At 58.6% G+C, this 20,840-nt stretch carries 19 protein-coding genes and 1 tRNA gene; 10 read left to right on the top strand and 10 right to left on the bottom strand.

All coding sequences use genetic code 11. The features are described 5' to 3' along the window. Positions 1-46: 46 nt before the first annotated feature. The 5 genes from ABJD00_RS20955 to ABJD00_RS20975 all read right to left on the bottom strand — a co-directional run bounded on the left by ABJD00_RS20955 (position 47) and on the right by ABJD00_RS20975 (position 4,924). Entirely contained in the window at positions 47-793 is a 747-nt protein-coding gene (locus tag ABJD00_RS20955; RefSeq protein ID WP_413830818.1) for an SDR family oxidoreductase, read from the bottom strand. Next, complete coding sequence (locus tag ABJD00_RS20960) at positions 790-2,262, bottom strand: carnitine 3-dehydrogenase (protein WP_413830820.1); 1,473 nt, start codon at positions 2,260-2,262, stop codon at positions 790-792. The genes ABJD00_RS20955 and ABJD00_RS20960 overlap by 4 nt, the downstream gene beginning before the upstream one ends. Then, positions 2,259-2,777 (bottom strand): hypothetical protein, encoded by a 519-nt coding sequence (locus ABJD00_RS20965; protein WP_413830822.1) that lies wholly within the window; start codon positions 2,775-2,777, stop codon positions 2,259-2,261. Before ABJD00_RS20965 ends, ABJD00_RS20960 begins: the two co-directional genes overlap by 4 nt. Before the next feature lie 8 nt (positions 2,778-2,785). After that, positions 2,786-3,697 (bottom strand): 3-keto-5-aminohexanoate cleavage protein, encoded by a 912-nt coding sequence (locus tag ABJD00_RS20970; protein WP_413830824.1) that lies wholly within the window; start codon positions 3,695-3,697, stop codon positions 2,786-2,788. A gap of 183 nt (positions 3,698-3,880) precedes the next feature. After that, positions 3,881-4,924, bottom strand: a complete 1,044-nt coding sequence (locus tag ABJD00_RS20975) for an aldo/keto reductase (protein WP_413830826.1) — start codon at positions 4,922-4,924, stop codon at positions 3,881-3,883. Positions 4,925-5,105: 181 nt separating this feature from the next. On the opposite strand from ABJD00_RS20975, the gene ABJD00_RS20980 reads away from it, so the two are divergent. The 4 genes from ABJD00_RS20980 (at position 5,106) to metG (ending at position 9,412) form a co-directional block, all read left to right on the top strand. Next, positions 5,106-5,693, top strand: coding sequence for an ImuA family protein (locus ABJD00_RS20980; RefSeq protein WP_413830828.1), 588 nt, complete (start codon positions 5,106-5,108; stop codon positions 5,691-5,693). A 64-nt stretch (positions 5,694-5,757) separates the two neighbouring features. Beyond that, positions 5,758-6,342 carry a YceI family protein gene (locus ABJD00_RS20985; RefSeq protein ID WP_413830830.1) on the top strand — a complete coding sequence of 195 codons (585 nt, stop codon included), beginning with the start codon at positions 5,758-5,760 and terminating at the stop codon, positions 6,340-6,342. Between the two features lie 62 nt (positions 6,343-6,404). Further along, positions 6,405-7,628, top strand: a complete 1,224-nt coding sequence (locus ABJD00_RS20990) for an MFS transporter (RefSeq protein ID WP_413830832.1) — start codon at positions 6,405-6,407, stop codon at positions 7,626-7,628. Positions 7,629-7,699: 71 nt separating this feature from the next. Beyond that, complete coding sequence (gene metG, locus ABJD00_RS20995; RefSeq protein WP_413830834.1) at positions 7,700-9,412, top strand: methionine--tRNA ligase; 1,713 nt, start codon at positions 7,700-7,702, stop codon at positions 9,410-9,412. Between the two features lie 1,082 nt (positions 9,413-10,494). On the opposite strand, the gene ABJD00_RS21000 is transcribed toward metG, so the two are convergent. The 3 genes from ABJD00_RS21000 to ABJD00_RS21010 all read right to left on the bottom strand — a co-directional run bounded on the left by ABJD00_RS21000 (position 10,495) and on the right by ABJD00_RS21010 (position 11,731). Then, positions 10,495-10,580, bottom strand: a tRNA-Leu gene (locus ABJD00_RS21000). A gap of 44 nt (positions 10,581-10,624) precedes the next feature. After that, positions 10,625-11,179: a tetratricopeptide repeat protein gene (locus tag ABJD00_RS21005; RefSeq protein WP_413830836.1), complete on the bottom strand. Its 555-nt coding sequence runs from the start codon at positions 11,177-11,179 to the stop codon at positions 10,625-10,627. A gap of 51 nt (positions 11,180-11,230) precedes the next feature. Then, the gene (locus ABJD00_RS21010; RefSeq protein WP_413830838.1) at positions 11,231-11,731 is read right to left on the bottom strand and encodes an Lrp/AsnC family transcriptional regulator; all 501 of its coding nucleotides are present in this window, start codon (positions 11,729-11,731) and stop codon (positions 11,231-11,233) included. 82 nt (positions 11,732-11,813) lie between these two features. Between ABJD00_RS21010 and putA the strand changes: the two genes are divergently transcribed. From putA to ABJD00_RS21025, 3 genes are all read left to right on the top strand, one after another. Then, complete coding sequence (gene putA, locus ABJD00_RS21015; protein WP_413830840.1) at positions 11,814-15,224, top strand: bifunctional proline dehydrogenase/L-glutamate gamma-semialdehyde dehydrogenase PutA; 3,411 nt, start codon at positions 11,814-11,816, stop codon at positions 15,222-15,224. Between the two features lie 78 nt (positions 15,225-15,302). After that, a complete protein-coding gene (locus ABJD00_RS21020; RefSeq protein ID WP_413830842.1) occupies positions 15,303-16,037 on the top strand; it encodes a rhomboid family intramembrane serine protease in 735 nt (244 codons plus the stop codon). Beyond that, complete coding sequence (locus ABJD00_RS21025) at positions 16,034-16,396, top strand: GFA family protein (protein ID WP_413830844.1); 363 nt, start codon at positions 16,034-16,036, stop codon at positions 16,394-16,396. Before ABJD00_RS21020 ends, ABJD00_RS21025 begins: the two co-directional genes overlap by 4 nt. Here ABJD00_RS21025 and ABJD00_RS21030 read toward each other — a convergent pair. Further along, complete coding sequence (locus ABJD00_RS21030) at positions 16,393-17,178, bottom strand: inositol monophosphatase family protein (protein WP_413830923.1); 786 nt, start codon at positions 17,176-17,178, stop codon at positions 16,393-16,395. The genes ABJD00_RS21025 and ABJD00_RS21030 overlap by 4 nt on opposite strands. A 127-nt stretch (positions 17,179-17,305) precedes the next feature. Between ABJD00_RS21030 and ABJD00_RS21035 the strand changes: the two genes are divergently transcribed. Further along, complete coding sequence (locus ABJD00_RS21035) at positions 17,306-18,343, top strand: NADP-dependent oxidoreductase (RefSeq protein ID WP_413830846.1); 1,038 nt, start codon at positions 17,306-17,308, stop codon at positions 18,341-18,343. Between the two features lie 2 nt (positions 18,344-18,345). On the opposite strand, the gene ABJD00_RS21040 is transcribed toward ABJD00_RS21035, so the two are convergent. Then, entirely contained in the window at positions 18,346-19,251 is a 906-nt protein-coding gene (locus ABJD00_RS21040) for a LysR family transcriptional regulator (protein ID WP_413830848.1), read from the bottom strand. A 90-nt stretch (positions 19,252-19,341) separates the two neighbouring features. Here ABJD00_RS21040 and metF point away from each other — a divergent pair, with 90 nt between their 5' ends. Beyond that, positions 19,342-20,199 carry a methylenetetrahydrofolate reductase [NAD(P)H] gene (gene metF, locus ABJD00_RS21045; RefSeq protein WP_413830850.1) on the top strand — a complete coding sequence of 286 codons (858 nt, stop codon included), beginning with the start codon at positions 19,342-19,344 and terminating at the stop codon, positions 20,197-20,199. 136 nt (positions 20,200-20,335) lie between these two features. After that, positions 20,336-20,815, top strand: a complete 480-nt coding sequence (locus ABJD00_RS21050) for a PaaI family thioesterase (protein ID WP_413830852.1) — start codon at positions 20,336-20,338, stop codon at positions 20,813-20,815. Positions 20,816-20,840: the final 25 nt, after the last annotated feature.

Consider the following 20,840-nt stretch of genomic DNA (forward strand, 5'->3'; position numbering starts at 1 on the left):
GGGTGGGCACATTTGCCAAAGGCAAACAGAGCATCCACCGACACCATCACACCTTAGGATCAGGGTTCTCCGTATGCCCATCCACAGCGATGATCTGCCCGGATACCATACGCGCCGCATCCGAGGCCAAGAACACAGCCATCTGCGCAATGTCCTCAGCCTCAACAAAGGAACGCATGGACGTCCCGGCAGCATAACCGTCATAGACTTGATCACGGGTCATTCCTTTGGCGGCAGCCTCGCGGGCCAGCACCCCTTCCATGCGCGGCCCCTCAACAGCGCCAGGACAAATCGCATTTGCTCGCACACCAAACGGGCCTGCTTCCATGGCAACCGTCTTCATCAAGCCAATGATGGCCCACTTGGCCGCACTGTACGGTGCGCGGTTGGGATAGCCGAATTGCCCGGCAGTGGATGAGGTAAAGACAACTGCCCCTTGCCCCGCCGCCTTCATGGGGCCCAGCGAGTGCTTGGCTGCCAGAAACGCACCCTCAAGGTTGACGGAAACGCACCCGCGCCAATCCGCAAGGTCCACATCCTCGACCTTGGCCGTTGGCCCCGCGATGCCAGCATTTGCACATAGAACGTCCAACGCGCCCACTTCGCCCATAACCTCGACCAACCGGGCCTCATCGACCGCATCGCAGTGACGCCCAGTGATGCCCTCTGGCAAAGCCTCAAGCGCCACGGCGTTTACATCCGTCACCCAAACCTCATCTCCACGATCGGCAAAGGCACGCGCCATGGCCAAACCGATGCCCGAAGCACCGGCAGTGATCAGCACCCGGCTCATGGACGTTGCCCAACAGCGCGCCCCGCGCCTTCCGGCATCGGGAGGTCGGCGTGGGCCGCTGCAATGCGGTCAAGGGCGGTGACAATGGCAGGCGACGGCTCAGACGGACGGCGGGTCTCAAGGCTCACATGCAGCAGGAAATGCTCGCCCGTGGCCAGCAACCGATCGCCCTCAAACATCTCGTGAAACAGGTGCAGCTTCTTGCCCGCTCCCACCAACACTTGCGTGCGCACTTCGATGGTGGCACCCGCCAACGCCTCGTCCACATGGCGAATATGCGTCTCGGCGGTAAAGTAGCTGCCCCCGGTCGCGATGTATTCTGCATCACATCCAATCAGGGCCATGAACCGGTCCGTTGCATCGCCAAAGGCCTGCAGATAGCGGGCCTCGTTCATGTGGCCATTGTAGTCCGTCCAATCGAGTGGCACCGCGCGGCGCACCGTCAGGATTGGGGCCGACACGTCTTCGAGATCGTCCGCATGCGCACCCAGTACCGTGCCTTCACGCAATGCAGCCTCATGAGCGTTCATCACTGCACCCGCGCCCCAGTTGTTGGCCTTGAGTGCGCGCATCATGCCAACCAGATTGTCGTCACGCGCAGCCAGCATTTGGGAAATACTCATGTGGCCGGACTGTGCATCGGATTGACCTGCGATCAAATCAACCAGTTCATCTGTGAACTCCGGTACGTCCATCAGCTTGGTCCAGGGCCATTTCAATGCCGGGCCAAACTGCGCCATGAAATGACGCATCCCCGCCTCACCGCCTGCAGTGCGATAGGTGTCAAACAGCCCCATCTGCGCCCAGCGAATGCCAAAGCCCATGCGGATCGCCTCATCGATCTCTTCGGTCGTGGCAACACCATCTTTGACCAGCCAAAGAGCCTCACGCCAAACGGCCTCTAGGAAACGGTCGGCGATATGTGCGTCGATTTCCTTGCGCACCCGCAACGGAAAGTGGCCCAGAGTGCGCAAAATCCCTTCGGCCTTTTCGACAAGGGCGAGGTCAGTCTGGGGCGACGGTACAACCTCGATCAGCGGCATCAGGTAAACCGGGTTGAACGGATGGCACACCATGATCTGACCCGGGCGAGCCGCGCCCCGCTGCAACTCGGAGGGTTTGAAACCACTTGTGGACGATCCGATGATCGCATCCGGGGGGCAATGGGCCTGCACTGAAGCCAAAACGGCATGTTTGATCTCAAGACGCTCGGGCACGCTCTCCTGAATCCAGTCAACGCCGGATACAGCCTCTGCCATGTCATTGTGAAATGTCAAAACCCCCTCTGGCGGTAGGGCCACATCCGTGAGACTTGGCAACGCCCGGCGCGCCTGCGCCAAGACAGGGGCAAGTTTCGCATCTGCCTCCGGGTCCGGATCAAACACCCGCACATTCCACCCATTAAGCAAGAACCGGGCAGCCCAACCGCCCCCGATCACACCGCCGCCGATGATTGCTGCCGTTGTCATGGCATCCCTTTCCAGTCTTTCGTTCTATATCCGTTGAAATCCAGCACCTGACGGGCCGCCGCAACTTGATCGGCGCGCGCACGTCCGGGACGCGTCGCGACAAAGCCGAACTGCCCGTCCGGATCGCCGATGGCTGCTGTCTGATGATCGGGGTCAATCCAAACGATCCAGAGGGTACGCGAGGCACCGTTTGCATAGTCGATCTTGAAAATACCCGGTGCGAGTTGTGTGATGGCCCCGGCAGACGTATCGCGCCATTCGGTGCTGGCACGGGCGACCTCAAAGCTGCGCAAATCCCACGCGCCACCAGCCGTGTCGACCACCTCCCAGCGCCCGTCAAAAAGGGCCGGGTCAAAGCGAGAGATTGCACCGATCGGCACGGTGGGATTGCGCAACAGCGATGGGTCAGATCCAAAAAGCGCCGCATCGCTGCACGCAACCAGTGTTAGCGACAGGATGGCATATGCACCAAATCGGTGCACAGTCTGTGCACAGGTTGTGTACGCCCCGTGCATCGCCTTCCTCACCCCTTGGGCGCCCGTTTCACCAACCCAAGCTTTTCGCGCACTTCTTGCGGGCCAATTACCCGCGCCCCCATGTTTTCGATGATGGTGCCCGCACGTTCAACAAGTTGCCAGTTCTGTGCCAATTCGCCTTTGCCCAGCCAAAGGTTGTCTTCCAACCCGACGCGGACGTTGCCACCCGCGAGCACTGCAGCCGCAACATAGGCCATCTGATTGCGCCCCAAACCAAAGGCCGAGAATGTCCAATCGTCAGGCACATTGTTAACCATCGCCATAAAGGTATTGAGGTCATCGGGCGCGCCCCACGGCACACCCATGCACAATTGCACCAGCGCCGGAGAGTCCAACACACCGTCACTAACCAATTGTTTTGCATACCACAAATGACCCGTATCAAAGGCCTCAATCTCGGGCTTGACCCCGAGAGCTGTCATCATGGACCCCATTGCCGTCAGCATGCCCGGCGTGTTGGTCATCACATAATCAGCCTCAGCGAAATTCATTGTTCCGCAGTCAAGGGTGCAAATCTCGGGCAGGCATTCAGCCACGTGCTGCACCCGCTCGGCAGCACCAATCATGTCTGTGCCCTCGACCGGCGGCATCGGTTTTTCCGTAGGGCCGAATACCATATCCCCCCCCATACCAGCCGTCAGGTTAAGAACCATGTCGACTTCGGATTCCCGAATGCGTTCAGTGACTTCTCGGTAATAACCCAAGTCTCGGCTCGGCTTTCCCGTCTCTGGATCACGCACGTGGCAGTGGACAACCGCTGCCCCCGCTTTGGCCGCCGCAATGGCGCTGTCGGCGATATGCGCCGGGCTCCGCGGGACATGGGGACTGCGATCCTGCGTACCGCCAGAGCCGGTTACGGCACAGGTAATAAACACCTCACGGTTCATAGCTAGGGGCATGGGTGGCATCCTTTCTCGTGTTTTGAACACTTTCGCGATCACACGAGGATACGCCACCTCAAAAGCGTCTTTCGACAGAGAAAAAACGATGTTTCAAGGATCGCCAAGCCCCTTCAAGGGCCGTCTCACCTCAAAGACTTCATCTCGCCGAAAATGCTCCGCCCAAACGAGCGGAGAAAACGCTTAATACGGCATCGGATGGGCGCGTTGGGCAGCCGTGATTTCAGCCAACACCTCATCGCTCAAAGTCACATCGGCGGCTCCAAGGGCAACCTCAAGCTGGTCCATGTCCGTTGCGCCGAAAATGACCGAGCACATGAAGGGACGCGTCATACACCATGCCAAGGCCATTTGGGACGGATCAAGCCCATGGCGCGCTGCGATATCCAGATAGGCGTCAACAGCTGCAAAGACCCGGTCCGTCTTGCGCCCACCCATATCGCTATTCAGCGACATACGGGAGCCGTCCGGCACCGCAACCCCTTGATATTTGCCAGTCAAAAGGCCCGTCGCGAGCGGAGAAAACGCAAGCAAACCAACATCTTCATGCACACTCATCTCGGCCATGTCGGTGTCATAGAGGCGGCAGAGCAGGGAATACTCGTTCTGCATCGATGCCACACGTGGCCCGCCTGTCCGCTCTGACGCGGCAAGCCACTGGCATGTGCCCCACGCACTTTCGTTGGACAAGCCAAAGGCGCGGATCGTACCACGGTCCACCTCAGCCTGAAGCGCGCCAAGGCAGTCTTCCATGTCCTGACGTACCGCGACGGGGTCGGGGCCAGTCGGGTCATAATCCCAATTCTTGCGGAACATGTAGCTGCCGCGATTGGGCCAGTGAAACTGGTAAAGGTCGATATAGTCGGTCTGCAACCGACGCAGCGATCCCTCCACCGTTTCCCGAATCGTTTTGGACGAGATCGGCGCGCCGTCCCGCACGTGGCGCATCCCTTCGCCGGAATGCTTGGTCGCGACGATCCAGTCATTGCGGGCACCGCCGCGTTCGAACCAAAGGCCAATGATATGCTCGGTCCGTCCGATGGTTTCGGCGCTGATCGGGTTGACTGGATACATTTCGGCCGTATCGAGAAAGTTGATGTCCGCCTCAAGCGCACGTTCGATCTGTGCGTGCGCCTCGTCCACGGTGTTCTGGGTTCCCCAGGTCATCGTCCCAAGGCACAGCGCAGAAACCTCAATATTGGTCCGTCCGAGTTTACGTCGATCCATGCCCTGTCCTTTCACGTCGTTGGTTGGGGTGACCCTAACCGGCACACCGTTACGGGCAAGCGAATTTTCAGCGGTATGAAAGGCAAATGCACGTTGAGAACAAATAAAGAACATGTATAATGGAAGTATGCCAGTCTCCCATCCCCTTTTGCAGCGCGGCCCTGTGCGCGATGCGCCCTGCATGACCCTTCTGCCGCAGGGTGAACAGCACGGGCTGGGTCATGGGCTGGCACTGGGGCGCGTGCATGAGGGGTGCGGGCCGGCGCGCCATCGTCTTGCGCTTTGGCTTGCGGCACAGGCCACGGGGCCGGTGATCTGGATTGCGCCGGATTGGGGCGCAGACCGGCTGAACCCTTGCGGGATGATGCCGTTTATCGACCCTGCCCGCCTCACATTTGTACATCCTAAACGGGCCGAGGATGTGCTGTGGAGTATGGAGGAAGTGCTGCGCACAGGTGCGGTGGCTCTTGCTGTGGCCGACCTGCCCGGCCTGCCGGGCCTGACAGCGGTGCGGCGGATGCATCTGGCGGCAGAAACCGGGGGCAAGATGCGTGGGCGCGCGCCCTTGGGCCTGCTGTTGACGCCGGGCATGGGCGGCGCGCAAGGGGTGGAAAGCCGCTGGCATCTGGCCCCGGATCACAAGACGTCGGCGGGGGCCTGGACGCTCAGGCGGTTGCGGGCACGCACCGCACCCGAAGCCGCCTGGCATGTCGCCAGAGCAAAAGGCGCACCCCTCCCGCGCATCACAAATGCAATAAAAGCCGCGTGAGGGATGTATAGAATGCAACGCTGAGGTGTTAGCCCTGCATCAACCCCTCCAAAGGAGACGACCCATGCACCGCCGACACATCCTCGCCCTTGGGCTTGCCGCCATCGCCGCCCCCACTTGGGCCGCGCCCACGCCCTACCGCCTAAACGGCGCAGCCTCGACAATCACCTACACATTCACACTGGAAGGCACGCCCCTAAAAGGCACGGTACCCATCGACCGCGCCGACCTGCAGATTGACCCCAACAACCTCGAGGCCTCGACCGCCGACGTCACAGCAGACGTGCGGCGCGCAAAGACCGGTCTCATCTTTGCCACCGAAGCCTTGAAATCCCGCAGTGTTCTCGCGGCAGACGACTTTCCACTCGCCCAGTTCCAGTCGACCAAAGTCACCCTTGGCGTACGTGGGCGCATCTCGGAAGGGGCAACGATTGAAGGCATGCTGACCCTGCGTGGCGTGACCAAACCGGTTCGGTTTGATGCCCAACTGTTTCGAGCCCCCGGCAGCGCCGCTAATGACCTAAGCGCTTTGCGGGTCATCCTGAACGGCAGCATAAATCGAGCGGATTTTGGCGCAGTTGGGTACGCTGACCTGGTTGATGACACCGTCGCCATCGAAATCGACGCAAATATCGAGGCAACAGGGTAAACCGCCCCATTTTGTCGGAAATGGGCAAGGGATGACGGGCCAATCAGGCTAGGTGCTGCCTTATGCGTATGCTCATCTCTTTCGCGGCCCTGTTTCTGTCTGTCATTCTGTTGCAACTCAGTTCTGGTTCGCTCGGGCCACTCGATGCACTGTCCGGATTTGCCCTCGGGTTCAGCACGCAAGAGATCGGGATTCTTGGTTCAGCACACTTCTTTGGCTTTTTCATAGGGTGTTGGTGGGCTCCGCGCCTGATGGGAAGCGTTGGTCACGCTCGCGCCTTTGCCGCCTTCACGGCATCGGGCGCCATTGCGCTCATTGCACATATGCTAATTCTCGATCCGACGGCTTGGGCTGTCATGCGGATCGCCTCGGGCATGTGCGTGGCGGGGTGTTACACCGTTATCGAGGCTTGGCTGCAGGCAAAGGTCACCAACGAGACACGTGGGAGGGCCATGGGGGTCTATCGCGTGGTGGACATGGGGGCTTCGCTGACCGCACAGCTTGTGATCAGCGTGCTCGAGCCAGCCAGCTATGTCAGCTACAACATCCTCGCAATCGTATGTTGTGCCGCACTGCTGCCACTCACTCTAACGAAAGCAAAGCAACCGGAAACGCCAACCTCACCACGCCTCAGACCCCGGCTTGCCTTTGAACGCTCGCCCCTAGCGGTCTTTGGAGTAATCGTTGCCGCCCTTTCCAGCGCGTCTTTTCGAATGGTTGGGCCCATCTATGGGCAAGAGGTGGGTTTGAGCACGGCACAGATCGCCTGGTTTCTGGCGGCCTTCGTATTGGGCGGGGCGCTCGCGCAATACCCAGTCGGCTGGTTAGCGGACAAGTTTGACCGGCGTTGGGTTCTGATATGGCTGTCAGTCGCAGCGATGCTCAGTTGCGGGATCACGGTTTTGGGCTCTGAATTTGGAACATTCGGGATCATGGTGACCGCCTCATTGTTCGGCCTGACAACATTCCCGATTTATTCAGTGGCCGCCGCCCACGCCCATGACTTTGCCGAAAGCTCCGAACGCGTAGAACTATCTGCAGCACTCATGTTCTACTTCGCTGTCGGGGCCATCGCAGCACCGTTCACGGCATCTGCTCTGATTGACGCCTATGGTCCCTCAGCGCTCTTTGCGATGATTTCGGTTGGACACGGGCTGTTGATCGTTCTGGGACTGGCCCGGATGCGCGCTCGCAATACGCCAACCGAGCGGACACGCTATGTATATGCACCGCGCACATCCTTTGTGATCGGACGCTTACTGGGGCGCAGTCGCGAACAGGACTAGGGCAGTTTCAGGGTCTTTTCCCTGCCCCGCCGCACTGCTAGACGGGGCGCACTCATGCAAAGGCCCCGTTTATGCAGCGTCACCTGATCACCTCTGCGATCCCTTACATCAACGGGATCAAACACCTCGGCAACCTGATTGGCAGCCAGCTGCCAGCAGACCTGTATGCTCGCTACCAGCGCGCACGCGGGAACGAAGTCCTGTTCCTTTGTGCAACGGACGAACATGGCACGCCTGCAGAACTGGCCGCGGCCAAAGCGGGCAAGCCGGTGGCTGAATACTGCGCAGAAATGCACGCTGTTCAGGCCAAAATTGCCGATGGCTTCCGGCTGTCCTTTGACCATTTTGGCCGCTCCTCCTCTCCTCAGAACCACGCCCTGACCCAACATTTTGCCGGGCGGCTGGCAGATGCGGGGCTGATCAAGGAAGTTTCTGAAAAGCAGGTCTATTCCAATGCAGACGGGCGCTATTTGCCGGATCGCTACATCGAGGGGACATGCCCAAATTGCGGGTACGACAAAGCGCGCGGGGATCAGTGCGAAAACTGCACCAAACAGCTCGATCCGACCGATTTGATTGATCCACGTTCGGCTATTTCTGGCTCAACCGATCTGGAGGTTCGCGAGACCAAGCATCTCTACCTGCGCCAGTCCGCTTTAAAGGATGATCTGGATGCCTGGATCGACAGCAAATCAGACTGGCCAGTTCTAACGACCTCAATTGCCAAAAAATGGTTGCATGACGGGGACGGATTGCAAGACCGCGGGATCACACGCGATCTGGACTGGGGCATCCCGGTGCGGCGCGGCGACAAAGATTGGCCGGGGATGGAAGGCAAAGTCTTCTACGTCTGGTTCGACGCACCAATCGAGTACATTGCCTGCGCGAGCGAGTGGGCGGATGCCAACGATGGCGCAGATTGGGAACGCTGGTGGCGCACGGACAAGGGTGCCGTGGATGTGCGCTATACCCAGTTCATGGGCAAGGACAACGTCCCGTTTCACACGCTTAGCTTTCCGGCGACTATTCTTGGCTCGGGAGAGCCGTGGAAAATGGTCGATCACCTCAAGTCGTTCAACTATCTGAACTACGACGGCGGTCAGTTTTCGACCAGCCAGGGACGCGGTGTGTTCATGGATCAGGCGCTGGATATTCTGCCCAGTGACTACTGGCGTTGGTGGCTTCTCTCCAACTGCCCGGAGACGTCAGATTCCGAATTTACATGGGAACTTTTTCAGCAAGGTGTGAACAAAGACCTCGCCGATGTGTTGGGTAATTTTGTCAGCCGCGTTACCAAGTTCTGCCGATCAAAATTCGGAGAAATGGTGCCCGATGGTGCAGAATTCGGCCCTCAGGAAGCTGATTTGATCACTGATCTCGACGCACGCATCGCCCGGTATTGTGGACTCATGGACGCCATGGAAGTGCGCAAATCAGCGCAAGAGCTTCGTGCAATCTGGGTTGCAGGCAATGAATACCTGCAAGTCGCGGCACCGTGGGCGACGATCAAGGAAGATGAGGCAAAAGCCGCAATGCAGATCCGAGTGGGGTTGAACTTGATCAACCTGTATGCCGCGCTGTCTTCACCCTTCATTCCTGATGCTGTGGCGACTTTGCAATCGGCATTGGGGATCGACACGCATGACTGGCCTACAGCCGCCAAAAGCGCGTTGTGTCAGCTGCCGCCCGGTCATCAGTTCTCGGTTCCGGATAACCTCTTCGGCAAAGTTACTGATGAACAACGCGAAGGCTGGCAAGAACAGTTTTCAGGCCTGCGTACCTAGTCAAGGGATACGGGTCAGAAATTCGTGACGGGATTGGGTTCCAATGCCAGTTTAGGGCTACTGATCAGGAAAGAAGCGGTCTCCCGCTTTCGCGAGATGACCGCCGCAACCTTAATTCAGTGGTTTGTCGGCAACGGTCGGCGCAGGCCTCTGAAAGTAGGCTTCTGTGTTTCAAGCCTCACAAGGGGTTCCCATCGGCTCCCACACCGAACCCGACTAAGACAGTTTTGCTCCCGAAACATCAAAACTCTTCCCAACCCGTATCAATGTCAGGATCACCCTGTTCATCGACTGCCAAATGCGCGACGGACTGCTGCGCATCGAAACCGAGGAGGAGGAGCGCCTCACCGCGCACCTACACTCTGACGCTCAGCAAACCCGCCCGTTTCGCCTCGGCCTTGTCACGTAGCCGTTTTTTTTTGCCTGCACTCAGTGATGGCTTGGGGCCGACCAACCTATCCAAAAGGATAGTGGACCTATCCCTAAGCTCGTTTGACGCAACTGAAGCAGTCACGCATGATTTTCGTGTTGTAAGTGGGAGCTGTAGCTCCGGTACCCCAGTAATCATGACCAGCTAGATTGATTACTGGGTGCCTCCACATACAGACCCGATTGGGCAAGTAACCCGCATGCGTAGCTCGTCGTGTGGGGGCGGTATTCGGTTCACTCACCAAACCAAAAAACTCCGTTACCCTCAGGGAAATCGAGACCCCCACTAAAGATAGCGTAACTTCGACTATCGTTTTCATCGACTAGACATCTAGAAACAATCTGTTTCTCGAACTCCTGCGCCAAGGAATAGCGATCATCCTCGCGCCAAAGACCGGCGCGCAATTCAGTGGGGGAAATGGATAAACTGTCCTTGCGCGAACATCTCAAACGGGTCTGCTCAAAAGGGTATCTTAAACAGCCGTTCCTGTCGGGGTTTCCGTTGACCCGATGACGCAAACTTGCACAAAATGTAGCCCCATCCATCTGTGCATTACTACATGTAGATAGAGTATAGAACCGCAAATGGGGATCAAAGTTGGGTGCAGTTTTATCTGAAACCCTCTATTTATATTAACATAATGAAGTTCAAGTGGTGCGGGCGGTGGGACTCGAACCCACACGGGCATACGCCCTCCAGATTTTAAGTCTGGTATGTCTACCATTCCATCACGCCCGCACATCGCCTTGTTAGGCAATCACGCCGTGCACCTCAAGCCCGTGTCAGATATCTTCGCCAACTGGACCCAAAGGGGCACCTTTGGCCAACAAGGCGCGTTCGGACAGCCATGGGTTGTTTTCAAGCGCCTCTAGCATCTGCGCGCGGGCTTCTTCCGTGCGGCCCAGGTTCATCAAGGTGAGCGCGCGCCCGGATTGGGCGCCCACGTGATCAGGCGAAAGCTGGAGTGCGGCATCCAGATCGATCAAAGCCGCTGCAAAATCCTCCGTTAAAAAGTATGAAAACGCGCGTTGATTATACCCCTCGGCGTATTCGGGGCAGTACGTGACCAACCGGTCAAATGACGCCACCGAGCCGGCAAAATCATAACTGCTTCGTTGCCGCATGCCCTGATCGAGCGCTTCTTGTGCTGCTGCATCCGGCGCCATCAACCAAAGCTCCCACATCTGTCCCGATATGGGCTGTGCCGCCCGTTCGTCCGGGGCCGCGCGTATCTTTTCGATCAGCGCGGACAAGGCAGCCGTGTTATCCGGCGATGGCGGGCAAGTATCAGCCCATGCAGGTGCCGACAGAAAGGCAAGGATCAAGAGCGGTTTCATCACCGATATGATGGTGCACTTATCGCATGGGTCAACTCTACAATGCCTGGATCAATCAATTCCGGGCAACATCACTTCCTTGACCGCTTCCATCGCGACAAAAGTCGAAGTCGCCGCGACATGGGGCAAAGCAGACACCACATCCCCCAAAAATGCACGGTATTGAGCCATGTCTCGGGTGCGCACCTTGAGCAAGTAATCAAAGTTGCCCGCAATCATGTGGGCTTGCTCAATCTCGGGTACGTTTTGCACGGCTTCATTGAACGCACGCAAGGCGGTTTCGCGTGTGTCTGTCAAACGCACTTCGACAAATGCGACGTGATCCAGACCCAGCGAAATAGGATCGAGCAAAGCACGATAGCCCATAATGATCCCGGACTTTTCCAGCCGTCGCAACCGGGCTTGCGTCGGGGATTTAGACAGACCAATGCGCGCGGCAAGGTCGGTGATGCTCATCCGGCCATCCTCAGCCAGCGCGGCAAGAATCGATTGGTCAAAGGAGTCGAGCCCAGACAGTCTCTTTTCTTGCTTTGATCCCGAATTTCCACGCATTTGCTCCGCTCCTTCCTTAAAATTAGATAAAATAGACCGCTCAAACACCGATATACTGATCAAAATGGGAAAGGACAAATACATGGCACGTGACGCGCAATTGGATATGGTACGCACCATCGACTCTGGCATGTACAGCGCGCCAGAACCTGTGCTGAGAGAATTGATCGAGATTGCCAGCCTGTCGCCCGACGACCGAGAGGCAATTTGCAACGATGCAGCACAGTTGGTGACGGCCATAAGAACGCAGGCGGCACCGGGATTGATGGAGGTATTTCTGGCAGAATATGGCCTGTCCACAGACGAAGGGATCGCGCTCATGTGTCTGGCCGAAGCCCTGTTGCGCGTCCCGGATGCTGACACAATCGATGCATTGATCGAAGACAAGATCGCGCCCAGCAATTGGGGCAAACACCTGGGCCATTCGACGTCATCGCTGGTCAACGCCTCGACATGGGCATTGATGCTGACTGGGCGTGTACTGGATAATGACCAACCCGGTCCAATCGGCCATTTGCGTGGCGCGATCAAACGCATGGGGGAACCCGTGATCCGCGCCGCCGTCTCTCGCGCGATGAAGGAGATGGGCCGTCAGTTTGTGTTGGGCGAGGACATCGATGCCGCCATGGACCGCGCCGCTGGAATGGAGGCAAAAGGGTTCACCTATTCCTACGATATGCTGGGTGAGGCCGCGCTGACCGAAGCAGATGCGCGGCGTTATCACTTGTCTTACTCGCGCGCGATTTCGGCTATTGCGCGGGCGTGTATTCGCGATGACATCCGCGAAAACCCTGGGATTTCGGTGAAACTGTCCGCCCTGCATCCGCGCTATGAACGCGCACAGGAAGAAGCCGTTCTACGCGATCTGGTCCCACGTTTGCGTTCCCTTGCGCTGCTGGCGAAATCCGCTGGCATGGGCCTGAATGTGGATGCCGAGGAAGCAGACCGCCTGTCGCTCAGCCTCGAAGTGATCGACGCGGTGCTCGGGGACGATGCCTTGGCGGGCTGGGACGGGTTCGGGGTCGTTGTTCAAGCCTATGGACCACGTGCAGGCACGGTGATCGATACGCTCTATCACATGGCACAACGGCATGACCGCCGGATCATGGTGCGGCTGGTCAAAGGCGCCTATTGGGATACCGAGATTAAGCGGGCTCAAGTCGAAGGGGTCGAAGGGTTTCCCGTCTTCACGCGCAAGGCTGCGACGGACGTCTCCTACATCGCGAATGCGCGCAGGTTGCTGGGCATGACCGACCGCATTTACCCACAATTTGCGACCCATAACGCCCACACTGTTGCGGCAATCCTGCATATGGCTGGCGACCATCCTTATGAATTTCAACGCCTCCATGGGATGGGCGAGGCTCTGCATAACATCGTGTTGCGCGGGCTTGGCACGCGCTGCCGTATTTACGCACCAGTTGGCGCGCATCGCGACCTGCTTGCTTATCTCGTGCGCAGGCTTTTGGAAAATGGGGCCAACTCCAGCTTTGTGAACCAGATCGTCGACGACAGTGTTCCGCCCGAGGTGGTGGCCGCCGATCCCTTTGACGCGCTAAGCGACAGCGTTGTGACGATACCAGACGGGCCAGCCCTGTTCTTGCCGGAACGGCCCAACTCGCGCGGTTTTGACATCACGAATGTAGAAACACTGGCACAGATCAATGCGGCCCGAGATGGACATGAAACGCATCGTTGGAAGGCTATGCCACTCACAGTCCTATCAGCGCGCGGCACTTCGCGGGCTGTCGCAAACCCGGCCGACTCGGATGACACCGTCGGCAGCGTCACGGTTGCAACCACAGACATGGTGGACCACGCTTTTCAGGATTCAACACCATGGTCGGTGACGGCATCGGAGCGCACACGCATCCTGAACGCTGCCGCTGACCTTTTCGAGGCGCGGTTTGGCGAGGTCTTTGCCCTGTTGGCACGCGAGGCAGGCAAAACACTGATGGATGCCGTCGCTGAATTGCGCGAAGCGGTGGATTTCTTGCGCTATTACGCGGCCCAAGCGAACGGTCAGGCCCCAGCTGGCACGTTCGTTTGTATTTCGCCGTGGAATTTCCCACTGGCGATCTTCACGGGCCAGATCGCTGCGGCTCTTGCCGCAGGGAACGCTGTTCTGGCCAAACCCGCTGAGCAAACCCCACTGATCGCGCACCTTGGCGTTTCACTGATGCATGAGGCGGGCGTGCCGGTCTCAGCCTTGCAACTGCTGCCGGGAGATCGAGAGCTGGGTGGGGCCCTCACGGCACATGGTGGTGCGAGCGGTGTCGCCTTTACCGGGTCAACCGAAACAGCTTTGCGCATCAGGGCGAGCCTCGCTGAACACGCGGCGCCTGGCACACCATTGATTGCTGAAACAGGTGGGTTGAACGCCATGATCGTGGACAGCACGGCCTTGCCCGAACAGGCAGTACGCAGCGTGATCGAAAGCGCGTTCCAATCGGCCGGGCAACGCTGTTCGGCCCTGCGCTGTCTCTATGTTCAGGCCGACATTGCGCCTGCCTTCAGCGAAATGCTGATAGGCGCAATGGAGGCACTGAACGTGGGCAACCCATGGACCCTTGCAACAGATATTGGACCAGTCATTGATGAGGTGGCGCGCGCAGGGATTGAGGCCTATATCGCAACCGCCACGCAAGAGGGACGTGTGCTGCACCGCCTCAAGACGCCAGAGTCCGGCACATATGTTGCCCCTGCCTTGCTGAAGGTAAACGGGATCGCGGATCTGGAGCGCGAAGTCTTTGGCCCTGTCCTGCATCTGGCAACCTTTGGGGCAAGCGAACTGAATGCAGTGATCGACGACATCAATGCCAGCGGCTACGGACTGACCTTTGGATTGCACAGCCGGATTGACGACCGTGTGCAGCATGTTTCGGATCGGATTGTGGCGGGCAATGTCTACGTGAACCGCAACCAGATCGGTGCCATCGTGGGCAGCCAACCCTTTGGCGGCGTTGGGCTTTCAGGGACGGGTCCAAAAGCGGGTGGCCCTGACTATCTGTCGCGGTTTCGCGGCGCGCACCCCGCGCTTGTGGCAGGATCATGGGACGCTGAGGCTCCGTTGCCCACATGTCCAAGTCGGCCCAAAGAGCCTCTTAACAGTACTCCTCTGCCCGGCCCGACTGGCGAGTCAAACGTACTGAGCCACGCAAGCCGCGCCGCGATTCTGTGTGCCGGGCCTGGCGCCGAAACTGTGGCCGCGCAAGCAGAGGTCGTCGCGTCCCTGGGCGGCGTCGCCGTTCAAGCCAGCGGTGCCATTCCAGATGGCGCGCTGACATCAGGCCCGGCTTATGGTGGCGTGATTTGGTGGGGAGACGCGGCGACGGCACAGACACTCGAACGCGACCTTGCAGCACGTCGCGGTCCGATCATCCCGCTGATCACCGGGATGCCTGATCGTGCGCACGCCACTTTTGAACGGCACGTATGCGTTGATGTGACAGCCTCAGGTGGCAACACCGCCCTTTTGGGTGCTGCAAGCTGATCGAAAAAGGGTACGGAAACCCACACGGTTTCCGTCTCTGCCCTTGACGCGCTGCACGCCCCGACCAACTGTGTGCGGATGTTTCCAATCCGTGATCATAACCCGTCGGGGCGCATTCCTTATGTGACGTACATGCTGATGGCCGCCAACATTGGCATTTTTCTCAGCTATGTGGCCCTGTTTAACGACCCAAGCGCGCTAAATGGGTTCTTCTTTGTGTATGCGGCGATCCCTGCGCGGATCAGTGCAGGTGACGGGTTTGGCACACTTATCAGTTCCATGTTCCTGCATGGCGGGTGGATGCACTTGATTGGTAACATGCTGTTTTTGTGGATTTTCGGGGACAACATCGAAGATGAGATGGGACATATCCCCTTCCTCATCTTCTATCTCGTTGCAGGGATCGCGGCGGGTTTGATACAGGTGATCTCCGCCCCCGGATCGGACATTCCAACCGTTGGCGCCTCAGGAGCCATCGCAGGGGTTATGGGCAGCTACCTGTTGCTCTTTCCCAAGGCGCGCGTGGACATATTGCTGATCCTTATCATCTTCATCCGCATCTTTCCGATCCCCGCATGGATCATGCTGGCGGTGTGGTTCGGAATGCAATTCGTGGGCGGCATCGGCACTGACGTGTCGGCGGGCGGGGTCGCTTACTGGGCACATGCAGGTGGATTTGTGGCCGGGCTGGTGCTGACCCTGCCCCTGTGGCTCAGACGCGGCGGGGTCGGGTTCTGGCGGCGTACCCATGGGCATCCGCCCCATCCTGAGGCGGTTTACGCATCCTCCCGCATCCCAAAGGTGCGCCGATGAAAGCGTCCTGTCATTGCGGCGCCGTCGTGCTTGAAGTGACGTTGCTCGACGGGCTGGAGACCGCCGGACGCTGCACCTGCTCGTTCTGCCGCCGTCGTGCAGCACCGGCTGTCGTCGCCCGGAAGGGCGATGTTCGCGTTGTGCAAGGCACGGACACGCTGACGTTATATCAATGGGGTACGCAAACGGCGCGGCATCACTTTTGCAAAATCTGCGGCATTTACATGTACCACAACCAGCGGGCCAACCCTGACCACATCGGGGTCAACATGGGGACGCTCGACGGAGTAAACCCCTCCGAACACGAACCGATCCCGTGGACAGACGGGATCAATCACCCGTCAGATCGCAAGCCTTAGGCGCGTATGATCTTTGCGAGTTGTGGAAACATCGGCTCGTTGGCGCAAATGATCTCGCCATCTTCCAGAATGTCGTTGCCGGGTGTCAACGGCTCGGCAAACGCGCCCGCTTCTTTCACGATCAGCAGACCTGCGGCAATATCCCAAGCATTCAGACGACGTTCCCAATACCCATCATAACGGCCTGCGGCCACATAGGCCAAGTCGAGCGCAGCGGCACCGAACCGGCGAACACCTGAGCAAACGGGCATCAGGCGGGCCAGTTCCTGCAGGGTTTCCGGGAGATCAGAGCGGCCACCAAACGGCAAGCCGGTCGAAAACAGCCCCTCGATCATCTTGGAACGTCCGGACACCCGCAAACGGGTGTCGTTCATGAAGGCGCCCTGCCCTTTTTCAGCAAAGAACAGTTCGTCCTTGGCCGGATCATACACGACCCCAGCCACAACCTGTCCTTTGTGTTCAAGCGCAACAGACACAGCCCAATGCGGCAGCCCGTGCAAAAAGTTCGTGGTACCATCCAGCGGATCCACGATCCAGCGGCGGGTGGGGTCTTCGCCCGGCTCTTCACCGCCTTCTTCGGCCAACCAGCCATAGGTGGGTCGAGCCGTACGCAATTCTTCTTTGATGATGGCCTCGGCAGCCAGATCGGCCTTGGAGACGAAATCTCCGGCCCCCTTCATCGACACTTGCAGGTTCTCGACCTCGCGAAAGTCCTTGGCCAGTGACCGACCCGCTTTGCGCGCGGCTTTGATCATGATGTTCAGGTTTGCGCTGGCGGCCATTGGGGTGCTCCGAAACGTGATGATGGGATCAAAGGCTGCGCTATACGCCGCATGTGCTACCTTGCCAAGGGGCACGCGACCCTGCACGTTCGGGTTCACGCCTTCAATCACAAGGAATGAGACAAAGATGACGGACCAGATGCAGTACATCACGCTGGCCAGCCGCCCGACTGGTGCGCCGACACCCGACAATTTTGCTTTCGAAAAAGCCCCCATTCCTGATCCGGGGCCCGGCGAAGTCGTTGTGCGCGTCCATTACATGTCACTCGACCCTTACATGCGCGGTCGCATGGATGCGGGCAAATCTTACACCGCGGCCACTCAGATCGGTGAAACAATGGGCGCAGGTGGCGTTGGCGAGGTGATCGCCAGCAACGCTGAAGGCTGGAGCGCCGGCGACTTCGCCCTTGGCATGTTTGGCTGGGCAAGCCACGCCGTGCAACCTGCTAAGGCATTGCGCAAGCTGGACCCGAACGTGGCGCCACTGACTGCGACGCTTGGGGTTTTGGGCATGCCCGGTTTTACCGGCTGGCACGGCTTAATGGAATACGGACGGCCCAAGGCAGGCGAGACACTGGTCGTAGCCGCCGCCACCGGACCTGTCGGGTCTATGGTCGGGCAACTTGCCAAATCGCTGGGCCTGCGTGCCGTTGGCATCGCAGGCGGCGCAGATAAATGCGCACTTGCCACAGACACCTTTGGCTTTGACGCCTGCCTTGACCACCGCGCCTATCCGGATGCTAAATCCTTGCGCGCAGCGCTCAGCGACGCCTGCCTCAACGGCGTTGACATCTACTTTGAAAATGTAGGGGGCAAAGTGCTGGAGGCCGTGATGCCCTTGATGAACGCATATGGCCGCGTGCCGGTCTGCGGAATGATATCATGGTACAACGCGGGCGGTCTTGGCGCGGGAGCAGAGGCGACAATGACTGTGCCCGCTCTCTGGCGTGGTATCCTCGTGAACCATCTCAGCGTGCAAGGCTTTATTATCTCAGACTTTTTCCACCGCCTGCCCGAGTTCATTCAGGACGTTGCGCCAAAGGTGCTGAATGGCCAGATCAAGTACATCGAAGATATCACCGAAGGGCTGGAAAACGCACCAGACGCGTTCATTGGACTTTTGGAAGGGAAAAACCTCGGTAAGCTGATCGTCAAGCTCGTCTGACGTCACACGTTTTGGAGCTTCCGCGCCTCGATCCGGGCCAATTCGATCAGTTTTTGCATGTAAGGCTTGTCACGCTCCTCGGACCGAACGGCCGCATAGAGGCGTCGGGTCAAACCTGACTTGGTCAAAGGCCGGGTGATGTAGTCGCTGGAGTACTTCACCTCGCGCACCACCCAATCGGGCAGCACGGACACACCGCGGTTTGAAGCGACGAGCAACAGGATGACGGCCGTCAACTCGGCTTGGCGCACCGCAGCTGGTTCTACCTTGGCCGGGATCAGCAACTGACTGAACACATCCAGACGGGTGCGTTCGACCGGATAAGTGATCAGCGTCTGCTCGCGGAAATCCTCAGCGTCTATGAACGCCTTTTTAGCAAGAGGATGGGTCGAGGCCGCCACAAAAACTGGCGCATAATCAAAGAGTTCTACAAATTCCACCCCGGGTAAATCTTCCGGATCGGAGGACACAACGAGATCCACTTCTTCCTTCATCAACGCAGGAAGCGCATCAAATGCCAGACCAGGGCGGATATCCACGTCCACATCCGGCCAAGTGCGGCGAAACTGCTCAAGCACGGGAAACAACCATTCGAAACATGCGTGGCACTCAATCGCGATGTGCAAACGCCCGGAGGAGCCGTCCCGCAACGAGGTGAACTCAGCTTGCAGTGCTTCGACCTGCGGCAACACCTGTTCTGCCAGCCGCAACAACCGCATGCCAGCGGCCGACAGCTTGAGCGGCTTGGACCGGCGCACGAACAATTCGACACCAGCCTGATCCTCGAGCCCCTTTACCTGATGGCTCAGGGCGGACTGGGTGATATGGAGCCGATCCGCCGCACGCGCCAGTCCACCGGCCTCGTGAATGGCCTTGATCGTGCGAAGGTGCCGGAACTCGATATGCATACAGGACTCATGTTAATGATGAGAGTTATGAATTTGCTTCAACATACTGCGCTGGTCATACTGGATGCAACCCGCTTAGGAGCCCATCCAATGACCGCCCTGTCCTTCGAGACCTTTCCGCCCAAGTCGCTTAACGCATCTTTCCATCTTTGGGAGACTGTCAAATCCTTGACCGCCCTCGATCCCCGTTTTGTGTCTGTGACCTATGGCGCAGGTGGTTCAACACGCGAACTGACACAGGAAGCAGCGCAAACGTTGCGCAAGACATCAGGCCTGCGGGTGGCGGCTCATCTGACCTGCACAGACCAAAGCCGCGCCGACGTTCTGCGCGTAGCCGAACGCTACAAAGCATCTGGCATCAGCGATATTGTTGCATTGCGCGGTGACGCGGCCAATGGCGGCACGTTCGCTCCACACGAAGACGGCTTCGAAAACAGCGTCGCGTTAATCGAGGCACTTTCCAAACTCGGTGGGTTTACGATTCGCGTGGGCGCCTACCCTGACAGCCACCCGGATGCGGCATCCATGGCGCAAAACATCGACTGGCTGAAGGCCAAGATCGACGCAGGCGCGCACGAAGCCATTACACAGTTCTTTTTCGAGGCGGACACGTTCCTGCGCTTTCGCGATGCCTGCGCAGATGCCGGTATCACAGCACCGATCACGGCAGGCATCCTGCCGATCAGCAACTGGGCGAGCGCAAAATCCTTTGCGCAGCGCTGCGGCACGCCCGTCCCTGCCGACATCGCGACGTCCTTCGAGCGGGCAAGGCGCGACGACCGCGCCGATTTGTTCGCGATGACCCATTGCGCTGACCTGTGCGACACACTGATCTGCGAAGGCGTCGACGCGCTCCATTTTTACACACTCAACCGGCCGGACCTTACGTTGCAGGTCTGCCGTGCTCTCAGTCTTGTGCCGGCGGCCAACATCCGCAACGTGGCCTGATCCACCCTTATCTTGCATTGAAAAACTGCAGGCGGGACTCGAAAGGCAGGTACTCCACCCTTGCAATCAATCCCACACTAGACCGATCAGTCTAGCTAATATACGCTCGCGGCGATACCCCCTGCCGGAGAGCCTTATGCCCATTGCCACCTCGCCATCTGACCTGCTGAGCCAGGATGAATTGTTGTCCATGTCTGGCTATGATTTCATGAAGGGCATTCTGAATGGCACCCTGCCCGGGCCACCGATTGCAAGCACGATGGGCTATGCGCTGCATGCCGTCTCGGATGGCAAAGTTACCTTTCGCGGCACTCCGGAATTCAATGTCACCAACCCGATGGGGACGATTCACGGAGGGTGGTATGGAACGCTTCTGGACAGTGCGATGGCCTGCGCTGTTATGACCAAAGTACCCGCCGGTTCAGTCTACACAACGCTGGAATACAAGATCAACATCACCCGCGCGATCCCGCTGGGGATGGAAATCGACTGCACCGGCTCGGTCGATCATTCCGGACGCTCCACCGGGGTTGCCACAGGCGAAATCCGCGGAACGGCCGATGGCAAGCTCTATGCTACGGGGTCCACAACCTGCATCATCATGAAACTCAAATGAGGGACGGAGGGCGGGGCGTTTTTGA

This window comes from Tateyamaria sp. (assembly GCF_039945315.1).
Taxonomy (GTDB): domain Bacteria; phylum Pseudomonadota; class Alphaproteobacteria; order Rhodobacterales; family Rhodobacteraceae; genus Tateyamaria.

What these genes read in the sequence shown, in the direction of transcription:
- ABJD00_RS20965 (WP_413830822.1), bottom strand. Translation starts at nt 2,777, where the DNA reads ATGCACGGGGCGTACACAACCTGTGCACAGACTGTGCACCGATTTGGT.
- ABJD00_RS21040 (WP_413830848.1), bottom strand. Translation starts at nt 19,251, where the DNA reads ATGCATATCGAGTTCCGGCACCTTCGCACGATCAAGGCCATTCACGAG.
- ABJD00_RS20960 (WP_413830820.1), bottom strand. Translation starts at nt 2,262, where the DNA reads ATGACAACGGCAGCAATCATCGGCGGCGGTGTGATCGGGGGCGGTTGG.
- ABJD00_RS20990 (WP_413830832.1), top strand. Translation starts at nt 6,405, where the DNA reads ATGCGTATGCTCATCTCTTTCGCGGCCCTGTTTCTGTCTGTCATTCTG.
- metF (WP_413830850.1), top strand. Translation starts at nt 19,342, where the DNA reads ATGACCGCCCTGTCCTTCGAGACCTTTCCGCCCAAGTCGCTTAACGCA.
- ABJD00_RS21020 (WP_413830842.1), top strand. Translation starts at nt 15,303, where the DNA reads ATGTTTCCAATCCGTGATCATAACCCGTCGGGGCGCATTCCTTATGTG.
- ABJD00_RS21050 (WP_413830852.1), top strand. Translation starts at nt 20,336, where the DNA reads ATGCCCATTGCCACCTCGCCATCTGACCTGCTGAGCCAGGATGAATTG.
- ABJD00_RS21030 (WP_413830923.1), bottom strand. Translation starts at nt 17,178, where the DNA reads ATGGCCGCCAGCGCAAACCTGAACATCATGATCAAAGCCGCGCGCAAA.
- ABJD00_RS21010 (WP_413830838.1), bottom strand. Translation starts at nt 11,731, where the DNA reads ATGCGTGGAAATTCGGGATCAAAGCAAGAAAAGAGACTGTCTGGGCTC.
- ABJD00_RS20975 (WP_413830826.1), bottom strand. Translation starts at nt 4,924, where the DNA reads ATGGATCGACGTAAACTCGGACGGACCAATATTGAGGTTTCTGCGCTG.
- ABJD00_RS20955 (WP_413830818.1), bottom strand. Translation starts at nt 793, where the DNA reads ATGAGCCGGGTGCTGATCACTGCCGGTGCTTCGGGCATCGGTTTGGCC.
- putA (WP_413830840.1), top strand. Translation starts at nt 11,814, where the DNA reads ATGGCACGTGACGCGCAATTGGATATGGTACGCACCATCGACTCTGGC.
- ABJD00_RS20980 (WP_413830828.1), top strand. Translation starts at nt 5,106, where the DNA reads ATGACCCTTCTGCCGCAGGGTGAACAGCACGGGCTGGGTCATGGGCTG.
- ABJD00_RS21035 (WP_413830846.1), top strand. Translation starts at nt 17,306, where the DNA reads ATGACGGACCAGATGCAGTACATCACGCTGGCCAGCCGCCCGACTGGT.
- ABJD00_RS21025 (WP_413830844.1), top strand. Translation starts at nt 16,034, where the DNA reads ATGAAAGCGTCCTGTCATTGCGGCGCCGTCGTGCTTGAAGTGACGTTG.
- ABJD00_RS20970 (WP_413830824.1), bottom strand. Translation starts at nt 3,697, where the DNA reads ATGCCCCTAGCTATGAACCGTGAGGTGTTTATTACCTGTGCCGTAACC.
- ABJD00_RS21005 (WP_413830836.1), bottom strand. Translation starts at nt 11,179, where the DNA reads ATGAAACCGCTCTTGATCCTTGCCTTTCTGTCGGCACCTGCATGGGCT.
- metG (WP_413830834.1), top strand. Translation starts at nt 7,700, where the DNA reads ATGCAGCGTCACCTGATCACCTCTGCGATCCCTTACATCAACGGGATC.
- ABJD00_RS20985 (WP_413830830.1), top strand. Translation starts at nt 5,758, where the DNA reads ATGCACCGCCGACACATCCTCGCCCTTGGGCTTGCCGCCATCGCCGCC.